17 protein-coding genes and 6 tRNA genes are annotated in these 15,783 nt (G+C 72.5%); 14 read left to right on the top strand and 9 right to left on the bottom strand.

Annotation, left to right across the window (positions count from 1 at the left end):
- Together GA0115242_RS09790 and GA0115242_RS09785 are read left to right on the top strand one after the other, a co-directional pair.
- A partial coding sequence (locus GA0115242_RS09790; RefSeq protein ID WP_161353070.1) for a phosphotransferase family protein occupies positions 1 to 531 on the top strand: 531 nt, incomplete at its 5' end.
- A gap of 80 nt (positions 532 to 611) precedes the next feature.
- Entirely contained in the window at positions 612 to 902 is a 291-nt protein-coding gene (locus tag GA0115242_RS09785; RefSeq protein WP_093826663.1) for a TFIIB-type zinc ribbon-containing protein, read from the top strand.
- 49 nt (positions 903 to 951) lie between these two features.
- Here the strand turns inward: GA0115242_RS09785 and GA0115242_RS09780 are convergent.
- The 5 genes from GA0115242_RS09780 to GA0115242_RS09760 form a co-directional block, all read right to left on the bottom strand.
- Positions 952 to 1,023: transfer RNA gene (locus GA0115242_RS09780), tRNA-Val, on the bottom strand.
- Positions 1,024 to 1,067: 44 nt separating this feature from the next.
- A tRNA-Val gene (locus GA0115242_RS09775) sits at positions 1,068 to 1,139 on the bottom strand.
- Between the two features lie 23 nt (positions 1,140 to 1,162).
- A tRNA-Val gene (locus GA0115242_RS09770) sits at positions 1,163 to 1,234 on the bottom strand.
- A 1-nt stretch (position 1,235) separates the two neighbouring features.
- Positions 1,236 to 1,309, bottom strand: a tRNA-Cys gene (locus GA0115242_RS09765).
- A gap of 39 nt (positions 1,310 to 1,348) precedes the next feature.
- A tRNA-Gly gene (locus GA0115242_RS09760) sits at positions 1,349 to 1,421 on the bottom strand.
- 187 nt (positions 1,422 to 1,608) lie between these two features.
- On the opposite strand from GA0115242_RS09760, the gene GA0115242_RS09755 reads away from it, so the two are divergent.
- Genes GA0115242_RS09755 through GA0115242_RS09745 form a run of 3 tightly spaced genes read left to right on the top strand, consistent with a single transcriptional unit; the run spans position 1,609 to position 4,376 of the window.
- Entirely contained in the window at positions 1,609 to 2,664 is a 1,056-nt protein-coding gene (locus tag GA0115242_RS09755; protein ID WP_093826664.1) for a chorismate-binding protein, read from the top strand.
- Positions 2,661 to 3,482: an aminotransferase class IV gene (locus tag GA0115242_RS09750; RefSeq protein ID WP_093826661.1), complete on the top strand. Its 822-nt coding sequence runs from the start codon at positions 2,661 to 2,663 to the stop codon at positions 3,480 to 3,482. Before GA0115242_RS09755 ends, GA0115242_RS09750 begins: the two co-directional genes overlap by 4 nt.
- Positions 3,483 to 3,533: 51 nt before the next feature.
- Positions 3,534 to 4,376, top strand: a complete 843-nt coding sequence (locus tag GA0115242_RS09745; protein ID WP_093826659.1) for a GNAT family N-acetyltransferase — start codon at positions 3,534 to 3,536, stop codon at positions 4,374 to 4,376.
- A 16-nt stretch (positions 4,377 to 4,392) separates the two neighbouring features.
- On the opposite strand, the gene GA0115242_RS09740 is transcribed toward GA0115242_RS09745, so the two are convergent.
- The gene (locus tag GA0115242_RS09740) at positions 4,393 to 4,926 is read right to left on the bottom strand and encodes a DsbA family protein (RefSeq protein WP_176729784.1); all 534 of its coding nucleotides are present in this window, start codon (positions 4,924 to 4,926) and stop codon (positions 4,393 to 4,395) included.
- A gap of 194 nt (positions 4,927 to 5,120) precedes the next feature.
- Between GA0115242_RS09740 and GA0115242_RS09735 the strand changes: the two genes are divergently transcribed.
- Complete coding sequence (locus tag GA0115242_RS09735; protein ID WP_237548955.1) at positions 5,121 to 5,567, top strand: hypothetical protein; 447 nt, start codon at positions 5,121 to 5,123, stop codon at positions 5,565 to 5,567.
- A 160-nt stretch (positions 5,568 to 5,727) separates the two neighbouring features.
- On the top strand, positions 5,728 to 5,880 hold the full coding sequence (locus GA0115242_RS40675; protein WP_176729783.1) for a hypothetical protein: 153 nt from the start codon (positions 5,728 to 5,730) through the stop codon (positions 5,878 to 5,880).
- Positions 5,881 to 5,953: 73 nt separating this feature from the next.
- On the opposite strand, the gene GA0115242_RS09730 is transcribed toward GA0115242_RS40675, so the two are convergent.
- Both GA0115242_RS09730 and GA0115242_RS09725 read right to left on the bottom strand, forming a co-directional pair.
- Positions 5,954 to 6,514 carry a CGNR zinc finger domain-containing protein gene (locus GA0115242_RS09730; RefSeq protein ID WP_093826652.1) on the bottom strand — a complete coding sequence of 187 codons (561 nt, stop codon included), beginning with the start codon at positions 6,512 to 6,514 and terminating at the stop codon, positions 5,954 to 5,956.
- A 273-nt stretch (positions 6,515 to 6,787) separates the two neighbouring features.
- Complete coding sequence (locus GA0115242_RS09725; RefSeq protein WP_004002642.1) at positions 6,788 to 7,201, bottom strand: SsgA family sporulation/cell division regulator; 414 nt, start codon at positions 7,199 to 7,201, stop codon at positions 6,788 to 6,790.
- Positions 7,202 to 7,392: 191 nt separating this feature from the next.
- Here GA0115242_RS09725 and GA0115242_RS09720 point away from each other — a divergent pair, with 191 nt between their 5' ends.
- From GA0115242_RS09720 to GA0115242_RS09690, 7 genes are all read left to right on the top strand, one after another.
- On the top strand, positions 7,393 to 7,851 hold the full coding sequence (locus GA0115242_RS09720) for a TIGR02611 family protein (protein ID WP_093826650.1): 459 nt from the start codon (positions 7,393 to 7,395) through the stop codon (positions 7,849 to 7,851).
- A gap of 76 nt (positions 7,852 to 7,927) precedes the next feature.
- A tRNA-Val gene (locus GA0115242_RS09715) sits at positions 7,928 to 7,999 on the top strand.
- Between the two features lie 404 nt (positions 8,000 to 8,403).
- The gene (locus tag GA0115242_RS09710; RefSeq protein ID WP_093826648.1) at positions 8,404 to 9,693 is read left to right on the top strand and encodes an ABC transporter substrate-binding protein; all 1,290 of its coding nucleotides are present in this window, start codon (positions 8,404 to 8,406) and stop codon (positions 9,691 to 9,693) included.
- A gap of 14 nt (positions 9,694 to 9,707) precedes the next feature.
- Positions 9,708 to 10,664, top strand: coding sequence for a carbohydrate ABC transporter permease (locus GA0115242_RS09705; protein WP_093826646.1), 957 nt, complete (start codon positions 9,708 to 9,710; stop codon positions 10,662 to 10,664).
- A complete protein-coding gene (locus tag GA0115242_RS09700; RefSeq protein WP_093826644.1) occupies positions 10,661 to 11,530 on the top strand; it encodes a carbohydrate ABC transporter permease in 870 nt (289 codons plus the stop codon). The genes GA0115242_RS09705 and GA0115242_RS09700 overlap by 4 nt, the downstream gene beginning before the upstream one ends.
- 7 nt (positions 11,531 to 11,537) lie before the next feature.
- Positions 11,538 to 12,131 carry a hypothetical protein gene (locus tag GA0115242_RS09695; RefSeq protein WP_370672265.1) on the top strand — a complete coding sequence of 198 codons (594 nt, stop codon included), beginning with the start codon at positions 11,538 to 11,540 and terminating at the stop codon, positions 12,129 to 12,131.
- A gap of 129 nt (positions 12,132 to 12,260) precedes the next feature.
- Positions 12,261 to 14,999 carry an exo-rhamnogalacturonan lyase family protein gene (locus GA0115242_RS09690; protein WP_093826640.1) on the top strand — a complete coding sequence of 913 codons (2,739 nt, stop codon included), beginning with the start codon at positions 12,261 to 12,263 and terminating at the stop codon, positions 14,997 to 14,999.
- Positions 15,000 to 15,057: 58 nt separating this feature from the next.
- Here GA0115242_RS09690 and GA0115242_RS09685 read toward each other — a convergent pair.
- Positions 15,058 to 15,783: SCO7613 C-terminal domain-containing membrane protein (locus GA0115242_RS09685; RefSeq protein WP_370672264.1), on the bottom strand; the 726-nt coding region annotated here is incomplete at its 5' end.

The raw sequence follows: 15,783 nt of genomic DNA, 5'->3' as shown, positions 1-15,783 counted from the left end.
AAGGCGGCCCGAGCCGTCGCCGCCCTGGCCGCCCGCTCCCGCCACCCCGCCGTCCCGCACGTGCTGCGGGCCTGGGCCGCGCTGCCCGCCTGGGCCAGGGGCGAGGCACCCCAGCCCGGCCGCGCCACCCTCTGCCACGGCGACCTCCACCTCGGGCAGCTCGTCCGGCACCCCGCGCCCGGCGGGGCGTGGCTGCTCATCGACGTCGACGACCTGGGGACCGGCGTCCCGGCCTGGGACCTCGCGCGTCCCGCCGCCTGGTACGCCTGCGGCCTCCTCCCGCCCGGCGAGTGGGCCCGCTTCCTCGCCGCCTACCGCGCGGCCGGCGGCCCGGCGGTCCCCGCCGACGGCGACCCCTGGCCCGCCCTGGACGTCCCGGCCCGCGCCCTCACCGCCCAGACCGCCGCCCGCGCCCTCGCCAAGGCGGCCGGGGAGAACCGGGCGCCGGACGAGGTGGAGCTGTCGGTGCTCGACGCCTGCGCCCGGATGGCCGCCGCGCCGCCGGAGCCGACCTGCGCCCACCGCGCGTGACGTGCAACCGGGAGGGCCGGGACGGAGTCTGTTCCGACGTCAGGTGAATCAGGACCGTCAGACGAGGAGTTGAGCCGACCATGCACTGTCCGAAGTGCCACGCGCCGATGCACACGTACAACAGGAACGGCGTCCAGATCGAGCAGTGCGGCGGCTGCCGCGGCATCTTCCTGGACTACGGCGAGCTGGAGGCGCTGACCCGGGTCGAGTCCCAGTGGGCGCAGCCCGCCCCGCCGCCGCCCGGACCGCAGCAGGGCTATTCGGCCGCTCCCGTCTGGGGCGCCCCGCAGGGAGGTCACGGCGGCCACTACGGGGGCCACCACGGCCACCACCGGCACAAGAGCTTCGGCCACATGCTGTTCTCCAGCTGAGCCGCACCACGAAGAAGCCCCCGGCCGCAGGGCCGGGGGCTTCGGTGTGTGGACGATACTGGGATTGAACCAGTGACCTCTTCCGTGTCAGGGAAGCGCTCTCCCGCTGAGCTAATCGTCCTCGGGACCCGGCCTGGGACCGGGAACTGCGTCTGTACTGCCGCGTGCGCGATACTGGGATTGAACCAGTGACCTCTTCCGTGTCAGGGAAGCGCTCTCCCGCTGAGCTAATCGCGCGGGTCGGAGCCGTGAGGCTCCAGTGGACGATACTGGGATTGAACCAGTGACCTCTTCCGTGTCAGGGAAGCGCTCTCCCGCTGAGCTAATCGTCCTTGGAGGTGGAGACGGGATTTGAACCCGTGTAGACGGCTTTGCAGGCCGTTGCCTCGCCTCTCGGCCACTCCACCAGGAGTGCGGGGACCCGTGAGGATCCCCCTCTTCCTTCGAGCGGACGACGAGGCTCGAACTCGCGACCTCAACCTTGGCAAGGTTGCGCTCTACCAACTGAGCTACGTCCGCTTGTCGTTTCGGTCTGCTCCCGCGTCCCGGCGACGTGGTGAACTCTAGCGGATTCCGGGGCCAGGACAAAAACGCGTTTGCGCAGCGTGCTGGCGTGCGCCCGGTCACCCGCGTGGCCTGCGTCTCCTCGGGGACACGACCGGGCCGCCCGCCGGACACCCGCCATAGACTCGCCCACGTGCCCGACCTGCCCGATCTGCCGCCCCTCGCCCGCTTCGGCGACCGCCTCGCCACCGGGCTCCTCGACGTCACCGACGACCCCGCGGCCCTGGATTCCACCGGGTTCTGGGCCGTCGCCCTGGACTTCGAGGGCCGGGTGACCTGCGCCCGCTTCGCCGAGGTGCGCGAGACGCCGGTGCCCGCGCCGGTGCCGGGTGCCTGGCGCGGCCCCCGGGCGGGCGACTGGACGTCGTCCCTCGACCGCGGCGCGTACACGGCGGCGGTGCGCCGGATCCGGGAGCGGATAGCGACGGGCGAGGTCTACCAGGCCAACCTCTGCCGGGTGCTCTCCGCCCCGGTGCCGCCCGGCGCCGACGTGGACGCCCTCACCGCGCTGCTGGCCCGCGGCAACCCGGCGCCGTACGCCGGGACGATCCGGCTGCCGGGGCACGGGGTGGATACCGCCACCGCCTCGCCCGAGCTGTTCCTGCGCCGGGACGGGCGCGTCGTCGTGTCCGGGCCGATCAAGGGGACCGGGCGCACCGAGGCCGACCTGCTGGCGAAGGACCACGCCGAGAACGTCATGATCGTGGACCTGGTCCGCAACGACCTCGGGCGGGTCTGCGCCACCGGCAGCGTCACCGTGCCCGACCTGTGCGCCGTCGAGAAGCACCCCGGCCTGGTGCACCTGGTGTCCACGGTCAGGGGCGAGCTGCGGACCGGGGCGGGCTGGCCCGAGCTGCTCGGCGCCGCCTTCCCGCCCGGCTCGGTCACCGGCGCCCCGAAGTCCAGCGCCCTGCGGGTGATCGACGCCCTGGAGACCGCGCCCCGCGGCCCCTACTGCGGCGGCCTCGGCTGGGTCGACGCCGACCGGGGCACCGCCGAACTCGCCGTCGGCATCCGCACGTTCTGGATCGAGCGGACCCCGAGCGGCCCGGCGACCCTGCGGTTCGGCACCGGCGCCGGGATCACCTGGGGCTCCGACCCCGAGGGCGAGTGGCGGGAGACCGAGCTGAAGGCGTCCCGGCTGCTCGCGGTAGCGTCGGGAACGTACGACGCGAGTGCTGAGGGAGACCCGACATGAAGATCTGGCTCGACGGCGGGCTCCGGGACGCCGGTGCCGCCCGTGTCTCCGCCCTCGACCACGGACTGACCGTGGGCGACGGCGTGTTCGAGACGGTCCAGGTGGCGCACGGCAGGCCCTTCGCGCTCACCCGCCACCTCGACCGGCTGACCCGCTCCGCGCGGGGCCTCGGCCTGCCCGGCCCCGACCACGACGAGGTGCGCCGGGCCTGCGCCGCCGTCGTCGACGCGAACCCGGTCCCGCTGGGCCGCCTGCGGATCACCTTCACCGGCGGTCCGGGACCGCTCGGCTCGGACCGGGGCGAGCAGGGCACGACCCTGCTGGTCGCCCTCGCCGAGAGCACCCGCCGCCCCGACTCCACCGCCGTGATCACCGTGCCGTGGACCCGCAACGAACGCGGCGCGCTCGCCGGCCTCAAGACGACCTCGTACGCCGAGAACGTCGTCGCGCTGGCCCGCGCCCGTGAACAGGGCGCGTCCGAGGCCCTGTTCGCCAACACCGCGGGCCGCCTCTGCGAGGGCACCGGCTCCAACGTCTTCGTCGTCCTCGACGGCGAGATCCACACCCCGCCGGTCTCCTCCGGCTGCCTCGCGGGCATCACCCGCGCGCTCGCCGTCGAGTGGACCGGCGCCCGCGAGACCGACCTGCCGCTGGACGTGCTGGAGCGGGCCGAGGAGGTCTTCCTCACCTCGAGCCTGCGGGACATCCAGGCCGTGCACCGGGTCGACGGCCGTGAACTGCCCGGCGCCCCTGGCCCGGTGACCGCCAAGGCGATGCGGGTCTTCGACGAGCGGTCCGGCGCCGACCTCGATCCGTGACGGTCGGAAAACGGGCTGACTGCGCGGTCCCGCACGGGTAGAACTCCTCTGATGACCACGACCCTGCGGCCGACCGAGCCGCTCCAGCGCGCCGCCGACGGAACGCGCTCGCGCCACTACCAGGTGTGCGTGAACAGCCGTCCCGTCGGCACCCTCCACCTCGGCACCTCGTCCTCCCTCGGGGAGTCGGTGGCCGCCGTCCTGGACCTCACCGTCCAGGAGCAGGACCGGCGCAGGGGCCGGGGCACGGTCGCCGCGCTCGCGGCCGAGGAGGTGGCGCGCGGCTGGGGCTGCCGGGTGATCGAGGCCAACATCCCGGCGTCGGCCGTCTCCGCGCTGCGGCTCGCCGAGGCGCTCGCCTACCGCCCGCGCAACCGGGGCATGCGCAAGCGCCTCGCCGACACCCCGCCCGCCCTGCCCGCGGGGAGCCTCGCCCGGCCCATGACGCCCGCCGAGTACACCCGGTGGCGCACCGGCCGCGAGGAGTCGTACGCGCGCGAGTGGATGGCGCGGGGCGTGCCCGAGGAGGCGGCCCGCGCGAAGTCGCGCCACGACCACGAGACGCTGCTGCCGAAGGGGCTCGCCACGCAGGACATGGAGTTCAGCGTGGTCGAGCACGAGGGCGCCGCGGTCGGCGTGCTCTGGCTCTGTCTGGCCAGGCCGGGCGAAGACGGCGGGAAGGAGGCGTTCGTCTACTACGTCGAGTCCGACCCGGCGCACCGGGGGCGCGGCCACGGCCGGACCCTCATGCTCGTCGCCGAGCGGCAGGCCGCCGCCGCGGGCCGGGACACCCTCGGCCTGAACGTCTTCGCGGGCAACGGCCCGGCCGAGGGCCTCTACACGTCCCTCGGCTACGGGACCACCCTGCACGGGCTCCAGAAGCCGCTGCTGTGAGCGCCCGCCGCCGCGCTCAGGCGCCGCCGTCCGCCAGCAGCCGGTCCACGATCTCCTCGACGCGCTCCCGCAGCCCCTCCTGGCTGGTGCCGCCGTCCAGGCGCTGGTCGTCGACGACGTAGGTGGGGGTGCCCGTCACGCCGATCGCCTTGCCCTCGGCCTGGTCCGCGTCGACGATCAGGATGTGCCGTCCGTCGATCAGCGCGGTGTCGAACTCCTCGGCGTCCAGGCCGAGTTCACCGGCCACCTCGACGAGGAAGGGCTCTCCCGCGCGGTCCAGCCGCTCGACCCGGCCGAGCACGGCCTCGACGTACTCCCACCCCTTGCCCTGCTCCAGCGCCTCCTCGGCGGCCTGCGCGGCGGCGAAGGAGTGCTTGTGCTTCTCCAGCGGGAAGTGCCGCAGCCGCACCTCCAGCCGGTCGCCGTAGCGCGCCCGCAGCGCGCGCACGTCGTCCAGGGCGGTCCGGCAGTCGGGGCACTGGAGCTCGCACCACACGTCGAGGACGGGGCGGGCGGACGCGGGGGAAGACACGGGGGAGGAGTCGCTCATGCGCCCAGTCTCCCAGCCGTCCCCGGCGCGGCCCAACCTGCGGTCGGCTCCGCGGGCCCGCCGACCGGCACCTGCGGAGGAGCCGACCCGGAGATCTCCCTGATCTCGGGCCGGACCGTGGCCCGCCGGGGGTCGGTCGGTGCAGGATGGAAGGGACGAAGCGCCCGCTCGACCGAGCCTGCCTGGAGGACCGGATGATCGCCGAGACAGTCTGTTCCGCCGTGTCCGTGGCCGGGCTCGGCATCGCGGCGGTCACCGCGTACCGCAAGCGTTTCCTCACGGCCACCAGGATCGCCGCCTACTCCCTGATCCCGCTCGGCCTGGTGATGACCGGGTTCGTGGACTGGGCGGCGCACACCGCCTTCAGCCCGACGGCCTGGGCGGGCTTCGGCGTGCTCGGCGGCGCCTGGCTGCTCTTCGCGGCCACCCGCGCGGTCGAGCGCCGCCGGGGCACCACCCGCAAGCAGCGCAGGGAGGCCAGGGACGCGCAGCGCGTCGACCCGGTCGCGCCGGCCGCCTCCGCGCCCTCCCTCGGCCCCGGCGGCCGTCAGCCGTCCCGGCCCGCCGCCGCCCCGCCCGCGCAGACGAGCGGCGACGACTTCAGCGACATCGAGGCGATCCTGAAGAAGCACGGCATCTGACCCGACCGGGGTCACAGCGGGCGAAACGACACACTCCGGCCCCGGGCCGCGCGGAATCGATCACGACCCGAAACGGACGTCGAGGGTTTCGGCGATCACCCGCTCATTCCGGGCGCGAGATCGCGAAGCGGCTCTGACCTGGGCCATCATCGCCGACGAGATGCTGGACACCACACCGAGCGAGGCCGCGCCGCCGAAGGACAAGCCGCGCGGATGCCTCTTCGCCCTGTCCCAACCACCGCTGATGATCTTCCTTGCGGTGATCGGGAGTCTGCTGCTCATGGCCGCCCTGCACGACCTGCTGCTGCTGTGAGCCGTACCCGTGGTCCCCGACGCCATCCGTCGGGGCCCACGCCCTCCCCTCCCGGGGCCCGGTGTCCGGCGGGTCAGCCCGCGGCCTCCTTGCGCCGCGCCCGGTACGCGGCCACGTGCAGCCGGTTCCCGCAGGTCCTGCTGTCGCAGTAGCGCCGCGAGCGGTTGCGCGAGAGGTCGACGAAGGCGCGGCGGCAGTCCGGCGCCTCGCACCGCCGCAGCCGCTCCTGCTCCCCGGCGACCACGAAGAACGCCAGCGCCATCCCGCAGTCGGCGGCCAGGTGGTCCGCGACGGAGGCGCCGGGCGCGAAGTAGTGGACGTGCCAGTCGTAGCCGTCGTGGTCGGTGAGCCGGGGCGTGGTGCCCGCGGCGGCGACCAGCTCGTTGATCAGCCGGGCCGCAGTCCTGGGGTCCGGCGCCTCGAAGACGGCGGCGAACCGCCCGCGGACGGCGCGCACCCCCGCGAGGTCGGACTCCGCCATGGACCCCACGTCGCTGATGCTGTGCGTTCCTACGAAATCGGTGAGAGCCGCGAGGTCAGGCAGCCCGTCCTGGGCCGTGGCGTCCTCCGGCGCGGTGTTCACCAGATCGACCACGGTGTCGAGGGCGCACCGGGTGTCGTGGGTGATCAGCACGTTGTCGCTCCCTGGCCTGGGTGTCGGGCCCGTGCCCGCCGATGCTGGCCGATGGTAGTGGAGCCTCCGGCGCGCGACCGGCCGGAGTCGCTCACGGCTCACCGTCCGTGACACCCCTGCCCTCTGCCCGGCCGGTCATGCCGGGCCGGACACACACCGGCGCCGCCGCGCGACGAGTCGCGGCGGCGGCGCCGGTGCCTGTGCTGTGCGATTGTCCGAGCCCGAGCCGTCACCCCGAGTCGACGGCGCCGGGCGGCTTGGTACGACCTCGGCCTAGCTCTCCGCCAGGATGTGGGACAGCTCCTGGTCGAGGTCGAAGTGGCGGTGCTCCGTGCCGGGCGGCACGGCAGCGTCGGTCCGCTTCAGGAAGGATTCCAGGGCACGCGCCGGGGCCTCCAGGAGAGCTTCGCCCTCCGGGGAGCTGAGCGCGATGCAGACGACGCCCTGACCGTGGCTGCGCGACGGCCAGACACGGACGTCGCCGGTGCCCGTGGGGCGATGGAGACCTTCGGCGAGGAGGTCGCGGGCGAACACCCACTCGACGGTCTCCTCGGCTCCGGTGTGGAAGGTGGCGTGCACGGCGTAGGGGTCGGCCGTGTCGTACCGCAGGCCTGCGGGGACAGGCAGGGAGGACTCGCTCGACACAACGAGGCGCAGGTGCAGCTCGCAGCTGACCGTGGTGTTCATAAGCGCCAGGGCCTTTCGCTCAGTGTGCGCTCGGGGATTCGCACGTCGGCGAAATCGACATGCCACCTACGGTGCCGTTGTAAACCCCTCTGCGTGTTTTGCGTGTGTTTACGTAACTCTTCCGGCCGAGGATGGGTTCGCGTGGTACGCCCATTCCGGTGACTGGTTTCCGTCGGGTAAAGTTTGGCTGTATGGATACGGGGAGTGACCGGCCCGGCGAGACGGCCGTGGCGACGGACCGGACGGGCGCCGACAGCGGCGGCGCGGCCGGGGAGCCGGGGCTCGGGTCGCGGGCGCCGGAGTTCGTCAGGGCGCGCAGGGCGCTCCACCTGAGCTGGCAGGTCGGGGTCTTCCTGGTCGGGCTCGCCGTGGTGGTCACGGGCGTGATCATGCTGCCGCTGCCCGGCCCCGGCTGGCTGGTGATCTTCGCGGGCATGGCGATCTGGGCGACCGAGTTCGTCTGGGCCCAGCTCGTGCTGCGCTGGACCAAGCGGAAGGTCACCGAGGCGGCGCAGAAGGCGCTCGATCCCCGGGTCAGGCGGCGCAACATCACGCTGACCGCGATCGGCTGCGTGATCGCCGCCGCGCTGATCGGCGTCTACCTGTGGAAATTCGGCCTGGAGATGCCCTGGAACATCGAGGGTCAGTGACCCGCGGGGCGGTCGCCGAGCGGCTCCGGTCGGTCACAGGCACCCCCTGACATGGGGTAATGTTCTCCCTGCGTCCGGGCGATTAGCTCAGTGGGAGAGCGCTTCGTTCACACCGAAGAGGTCACTGGTTCGAACCCAGTATCGCCCACCCGGACCGTCGGCCCCTCCGCCTCGTCGCGGAGGGGCCGACGTCGTTCCCGGGGCCTTCGCGCCTGCCGTCCCGCGGCGTGGACCGCGCGTGACCGTCGGTGGGCCGGGCGTCGCGGCCGGGGCGGGCTCACTGAGCGGTCCCGGACGGTTTTCGGCCTGGGGTCACTTCCGCCCGTTCCGCACCGAGCCGTTCGGCGGGTCGACCGCGCGCCCCTCACCTGCGGCGTCGCCCCGCCTGCCGGACGAGGAGCGGCTCCGGGGGCGGAGCGCCGTCCGGGCGGGCGGAAAGAAATTCTTGTCCGAATCATTGACGCACCCTTGCCCCCTCCGTAACTTGTGCCAGCAAGCGCTTACTTGAAACGATTCATGCATGTGGCAACGACGCCAGGGGAGGGCCCGACCGTGGGTACCAGCAGGAATGTTGAGAGGCGTACGATCCTCAAGGCCGCCGGGGCTTCGGCGACCGCCCTGGGGCTGGCCGCGACGACCGGGTGCGGCGGCGACGGAGGGGCGTCCGCGGACGGGACGGTGACGATCCGTTACGCGTGGTGGGGTGGGGAACCCCGGGCGATAGCGATCAAGAAGACGATCGCGCTCTTCGAGAAGAAGAACCCGAAGATCAAGGTCAAGCCGGAATTCACGGATTACGAGGCTTTCTGGGAGAAGTTCCAGACGCAGGCCTCCGGCGGCAATCCCCCGGACGTTTTCCAGAACGCGGTCGGCTTCCTGCGCAAGTACGACAAGCGCGGGGTCCTCATGGACCTCAAGAGCCAGGCCGACGCGGGGAATCTGAACCTCGGCGCGTTCCGCAACGGAGTTCTGGCGAACGGTCAGGTCGACGGCAAGCAGGTCGGAATTCCGGTCGGCGCCAACACCATGTCCCTCGTCGTCGATCTGAAGGCGTTCCAGAAGGCGGGCGTGACGCCGGAGTTCGGCTGGACCTGGGACGACTACTTCGCGGCGCTGCAGAAGATCCAGGACAGAGTGAAGATCGCCGGGGACACCGGCTACTTCGCCATCATGTACCTGTACGACCTGTACCTGCGGCAGAACGGCAAGGCGTTCTTCACCGAGTCCGGTCTCGGCTTCACCGAGGCCGATCTGACGCGGTGGTGGGAGGACGGCTACAAGCGCGTCAAGGCCGGGCTGGTCGCCGACCCGAAGAAGATCGAGCAGGTCAAGCCCAAGTCGGGCCTCTCGGCCGGGCTCGCGGCGAGCGAGTTCACCTGGGACAACTTCTCCATCCGTTACGAGGGCGAGGGCGACTCGGACTACGGGCTCGCGCCGATCCCCACCACCGACGGCAAGCACACCGGCCAGTACCTCGGCTCGCTGATGCTCAGCGCCTTCTCCGGCTCCAAGCACCCCGAGGAGGCCGCCCGGTTCATCGACTTCATGGTCCACGACCCCGAGGTCGGCGAGATCATGGGCTACGACCGCGGCATCCTCGCCACCACCGAGCAGTACGACGCCTTCACGCCCACCGACAAGACCAACAAGGGCGTCAGGGCGTACGAGGAGAAGGTCGCCGCCGAGGGCGTCCTCGGGAAGATCACCCCGCACCCGTCGGGCGCCGACGTCGTCGAGGCCGCGTTCCTGCGGATCGGCGGTGAGGTCGCCCAGGGCAGGACCAAGCCGGCCGACGCCGCGAAGACGCTGTTCGGCGAGGCCAAGGCCGCGTTCGCGGGCTGAGGGGACCTACCGCCATGACGCTCGTCAAGGAAGCCCCCGCGCGCCCGGCGGGGAAGCGGCCTGCCGCTCCCGCCGCCGGGCGGCGCGGGCGGCGCCGCGAGAACCTCGCCGGATACCTCTTCATGTCGCCGTGGATCGCGGGGTTCCTGCTGCTCACCGCGGGGCCGATGATCGCGTCGCTGTACTACGCGTTCACCAGCTACAACCTCTTCACCCCGCCGCGGTGGGTGGGGCTGGACAACTTCACCACGATGTTCCAGGACCCGCGCTGGCAGCGGTCGGTGGAGGTGACGCTCAAGTACGTCGTCGTCGCCACCCCGCTGAAGCTGCTGCTCGCGCTGGGGGTGGCGCTGCTGCTCGCGCAGAGCAGGCGGGGGCAGGGCCTGTACCGGGCCGCCTTCTACCTGCCCTCGCTCATCGGTGCCAGCGTCTCCGTGGGGTTCGTCTGGCGGGCCCTGTTCTCGGACGACGCGATCGTGGACCGCGCGCAGCGGGTCCTCGGCGTGGACGTGGGCGGCTGGATCGGCAACCCCGACTACGTCCTCTACGCCCTGGTGGCGCTCAGCGTCTGGCAGTTCGGCGCCCCCATGGTGATCTTCCTGGCCGGTCTCAAGCAGGTCCCGCGCGAGCTGTACGAGGCCGCCGAGGTGGACGGCGCGGGCGCGCTGCGGCGCTTCTGGAACATCACCCTGCCGATGATCTCCCCGGTCCTGTTCTTCAACGTGCTGCTGGAGTCGATCCACGCGTTCCAGGTGTTCGGCTCCGCGTACGTCGTCTCGAACACCAGCTGCGGGCCCGCCGACGCCACCCTCGTCTACACCTGCTACCTCTACCAGAAGGGCTTCAAGGAGGCGCAGATGGGCTTCGCCTCCGCGATGGCCTGGACGCTGGTGGTCGCGGTGGCGCTGGTCACGGCGGTGCTGTTCTGGTCGCAGAAGAAGTGGGTGCACTACGAGGAGGCCGCCAAGTGACCACCGCCACCCGCCCCGCCGCGCCCGGCACCGGACGCCGCGCGGGCTCCCTCGCCTGGCACGCGGGCGCGCTCCTGGTCCTCGCGGTCGTCCTGTACCCGGTGATCTGGGTGCTGGGCGCCTCGTTCAAGCCGAGCAAGGACATCGTCGCCAGCCTCGACCTGCTGCCCGCGAAGCCGGTCTGGGCGAACTTCTCCGGACTCGCCGACGGCATCTCCGGCATCTCCGTGAGCAGCTTCTTCGTCAACTCCCTGATGTACGCGCTGCTCGCCGTGGTCGGTGTGGTGGTCTCCAGCTCGCTGACCGCGTACGCCTTCGCCAAGATCGGGTTCGCCGGGCGGAACCTGCTGTTCACGCTGATGATCGGCACCCTGCTGCTGCCGTACCACGTGCTGCTCATCCCGCAGTACGTGCTGTTCCGCAAGCTCGAACTGGTCGACACGCTCGTGCCGTTGGTGGCGGGCAAGTTCCTGGCGACGGAGGCGTTCTTCGTCTTCCTGATGGTGCAGTTCATGCGCGGGCTGCCGCGCGAACTGGACGAGGCGGCGCGGCTCGACGGCTGCGGGCACCTGCGCACCTACTGGTCGGTGGTGCTGCCGCTGTGCAGGCCCGCCGTCATCACCAGCGCGATCTTCACCTTCATCAACGCCTGGAACGACTTCATGGGGCCGCTGATCTACCTCAACACGCCCTCCAAGTACACCGTCTCGCTGGGCCTGATGATGTTCCGCGACCAGGAGGGCATCTCCGACTACGGCAGCATGATCGCGATGTCGCTGGTGGCGCTGGTGCCGGTCGTCGCCTTCTTCATGGCCTTCCAGCGCTACCTCATCGACGGCATGGCCACCTCGGGACTGAAGGGCTGAGGCGGTGGTGACGGAGGGAACGCGCGGGAAGGTCCGCCGGGAGCCCGGGTTCGGCGAACGGTTCGCCCTCTTCGCCGAGTGCCTGCTCACCGGGGTGTGGGTGGCCGTCTGCTGCCTGGGGATCGTCACGGCCCCGGCCGCGTTCGCCGCGGGCGCCCGGCACCTGCGCCGCCGGACCACCCACCAGGGCGGCAGCGTGCGGGAGTTCGCCGCCGACTTCCGGTCGGCCGTGCGCACCGGCTGGGTCGTGGGGCTCGCCGGGTGGGCGGTGGCCGCCGCGGTGTGGGTCGACGTCGTGGCCGCGCGCGCCGGGCTGCCCGGCGGGCGGTTCGCCGGGGCCGTCGGACTCCTCGCGCTGATCGGCTCGGCGGTGGCCCTGCTGCGCGCGGCGGCCCGGTGGACGCCCGGTGCCTCCTGGCGCGGGCTCCTCGCGGACGCCGGGCGCCGGACCGTCCTCGACCCCGCGGGATCGTTCCTGATCGTCTGCGGTCTGGCCGTCGTGGCGCTGACGGCCGTGTTCCTCGCGCCGCTGGCGGTCCCCGTCACGGGGGCCGTGGTGGCGGCGGCCCTCGCCGTGGAGGAGCGCCACCGCGCCCGCTGACCCGCGGTGACCGCGCCCCGAGGGCCGGGCCGGGGTCCGGTGCCGTCCGCGCCGGGACCCCGTGCCCGCCTCGCTATGTCATGCACCTGGCAGTTCTGACCCCCGCACGGAAGGAAAGGCTGACCCCTCATGTCTTCGTTCCCCCGCAGATCCCTCCTCAGAGCGGCGGCCGTCGCCGGCGCCGCCGCCCAGTTCAGCTGGGCCCTCGGCGCCAGGGACGCGCAGGCCGCCCCGGACGCCCGGCCCGCGTCCGCCGACCCCGTCACCCTGGACTGGCTGGAGGACGGCGGGCTCGGCGCCGCGCCCGGCTCCACCGTCGGCGTCCCCTGGCCCCGGGGCGTCCACCCGGCCGACCGGACCTTCGCGCTCACCGACGCCACCGGCGCCGCCGTCCCCGTGCAGTCCTGGCCGATCGCCTACTGGCCCGACGGCTCCCTCAAGTGGACCGCGCACGCCGTCAGTTCGGGCACCGGCAAGCTCAGCCTCAGCGCCGGGACGGCGGCCGCCCCCGCGAAGAAGGTCACCGTCGAACGACGCGGCGGCGCCGTCACCGTCAGGACCGGGGTCATCACCGCCCGGCTCGGCACCTCGGGCGCCACCCTGGTGAAGTCGGTGACCCGCGGCGCCACCGAGATCGCCGCGAACGGCCGCCTGGTGCTGCTGCGCCAGCCCGAGATCGAGGACGGCGACCAGGGCACCGTCAGGTACGAACGCTTCGAGAGCGCCATCGACGAAGTCACCGTCGAACAGGACGGCCCGGTCCGCGCCGTGGTCCGGATCGACGGCAAGCACCGCAAGGGGAGCCGGAGATGGCTGCCGTTCTCCGTCCGCCTCTACTTCTACGCGGGCGCCGACTCCTTCCGCATGGTGCACACCGTCACCTTCGACGGGAAGCAGGAACCCGGCAAGGCCGCGGGCGACTTCGTGCGCGGGCTCGGCGTCCGCTTCGACGTCCCGCTGCGCGACGCGTCCTACGACCGGCACATCCGCATCGGCGGCGAGGGCACCGGCCTGCTGCGGGAAGCCGTCAAGGGCATCACCGGACTGCGCCGCGACCCCGGCTCCGCCGTCCAGGAGGCGCAGTACGCCGGGCGCGCGCTCCCCGACCCCGCCACCTGGGACCAGCGGGTCACCACCCGGCTCCAGTACATCCCCGAATGGGGCGACTACACCCTCTCCCAGCTCTCCGCCGACGGCTTCACCCTCCGCAAGCGCACCACCGGGGGCCACGGCTGGATCGGCGCGGGCGGCGGCCGCCGGGCCTCCGGCTTCGGGTACGTCGGCGGCGTGAGCGGCGGACTCTCCTTCGGGCTGCGGGACTTCTGGGAGAAGCACCCCGCCCAGCTCGACATCCGCGCCGCCCACACCGACACCGCCCAGGTCACCCTCTGGCTCTGGTCGCCCGAGGCGCAGCCCATGGACCTGCGCTTCTACCACGACGGCATGGGCCAGGACACCTACGCCGAACAGCTCGAAGGGCTCAACATCACCTACGAGGACTACGAGCCCGGCTTCGGCACCCCCTACGGCATCGCCCGCACCTCCGAACTCCTCTTCTGGGCCAACGAGTCCACGCCCACCCCGGAACGCCTCGCCGAACAGGTCGCGGCCGTACGGGTGTTGCCGCAACTCGCAGCCCCGCCGCGGCAGCTCATCAAGGCGAAGGTCTTCGGGCCGGGCCTGTACTCCGAACCGGACCGCTCCACCCCCGCCAAGGCGAAGATCGAGGACCACCTCGACTTCCTCTTCACCTACTACAAGGACCAGGTGGAGCAGCGCCGTTGGTACGGCTTCTGGGACTACGGCGACATCATGCACACCTACGACACCGTCCGGCACCAGTGGCGGTACGACATCGGCGGCTACGCCTGGGACAACTCCGAACTCTCGCCCGACCTGTGGCTCTGGTTCGCCTACCTGCGCTCCGGCCGCGCCGACATCTTCCGCTTCGCCGAGGCGATGACCCGGCACACCGGTGAGGTCGACGTCTACCACCTGGGGCAGTGGGCGGGCCTCGGCACCCGGCACGGCGTCCAGCACTACGCCGACAGCGCCAAGCAGCAGCGCATCGCCAACACCACCTACCGGCGCTACTACTACTTCCTCACCGCCGACGAACGCGTCGGCGACCTCATGCACGCCAACGTCGACTCCGACGAGACGTTCCTCGCCCTCGACCCCATCCGCAAGATCCGCACCGAGCCCTACACGCCCGACCGGCACGCCCTCTCGATCGGCTTCGGCACCGACTGGAGCGGCCTGGTGTCGGCCTGGCTCACCGAGTGGGAACGCAAGGGCCCCAAGTGGGAGAAGGCCAGGGCCCGCGTCCTGTCCACCATGGAGACCATCGCGGCCCAGCCCAACGGCTTCGTCCAGGGCAGCGGCCTCTACGACCTCGACACCGGGAAGTTCGCCGTCGCCGACAGCCCGGTGGTGTCGGTGTCCCACCTCTCCGCCGTCTTCGGCCTCAACGAACTCTGCGCCGAACTCATCGACCTCGTCGACATGCCCGCCTTCGAGGACGCCTACTTCGACTACTGCCGCTACTTCAACGCGAGCAAGACCGAGCAGGCCGCCCGCTACGGCTCCAACTTCGGCACTCTGCTGCTGTTCCAGGGCCACTCCCGCCTGGACGCGTACGCCGCCGTCAAGACCGGCGACGCGGCCCTCGCCACCCGGGCGTGGTCCAAGTTCTACGCCTCCGACGGCTACCTGGAGTCCGCGCCCTGGAGGACGGAGCCGCTGACCGGCCCCGCCGCCCTGGTCGAGGGCGCCGAGGCGAGCTGGATCTCCACCAACGACACCGCCCTGTACGGCCTCGCCGCCATCGAGAACCTCGCCCTGCTCGGCGACAGGATGCCGTCGTAGGGGAGGGGAGGGCGGTCCCGGGGACGCCACCGTCCCCGGGGCCGCCTCCGGGCACGGCCTAGCTCATCCGTCCCAGGACCTCCCGCACCCGGCGGACGTCCCGGATGCGGGACTCGTACGTCGCGCCGACGGCGAGCAGCAGCAGTCCGGCCAGCGCGGGAGGCACCCAGCGGGGCAGCCCTCCCGCCAACTGCACCAGGTACGGGGCGAGTTCGTGCAGCGAGACCAGCACCAGCACCGCACCGCCGAGCAGCAGGGGCGCCCGCAGCCGGTGCCGGGCGCCCAGCAGCGTCAGCAGCAGGGCCGCCGCCCCCAGCAGCAGCGGACGCGTCGGGTGCGGGTCGGCCCAGGCCGCCCCCAGGCTCGGCAGCAGGGTGACGCCGAGCCCGGGACCGTACGCCGTCCAGGACGACAGCCGCGGATCGCGGCCCCTGCGCACCGCGCCGACCAGCAGCGCGGGCAGCGACACCGGCAGGGTGTACGCCTCCGGGGCCGCCACCCCCCACACCGCCAGCCGCACCCACGCGGCCAGCACGAACAGCACGGTCGCCGGGAGACCGAGCAGGTGACGTCCGGCGCGGGCCGCCGACCCGGCGACGGTCACCCCGCACAGGCCAAGCACCAGGGAGAGCGTCGCCTGGTCGGGCACGGCCAGGCCGATCGCGAGCACCCCCGCCGCCGCACCGGCCGCCTCCACCGGCACCGTCACCCGGGAGGCGGCCGGGCAGCGGGCGGCGAGCAGCGCGGCCACCGCCGCGACGGCCGTCAGCGGCAGCGCCGTGCG

The sequence above is a fragment of the Streptomyces sp. SolWspMP-5a-2 genome (assembly GCF_900091845.1).
GTDB classification, from domain to species: Bacteria; Actinomycetota; Actinomycetes; order Streptomycetales; family Streptomycetaceae; genus Streptomyces; species Streptomyces doudnae.
Note: the sequence above shows the minus strand (reverse complement) of the source record. Positions and strands in the feature narration are given on the sequence as shown.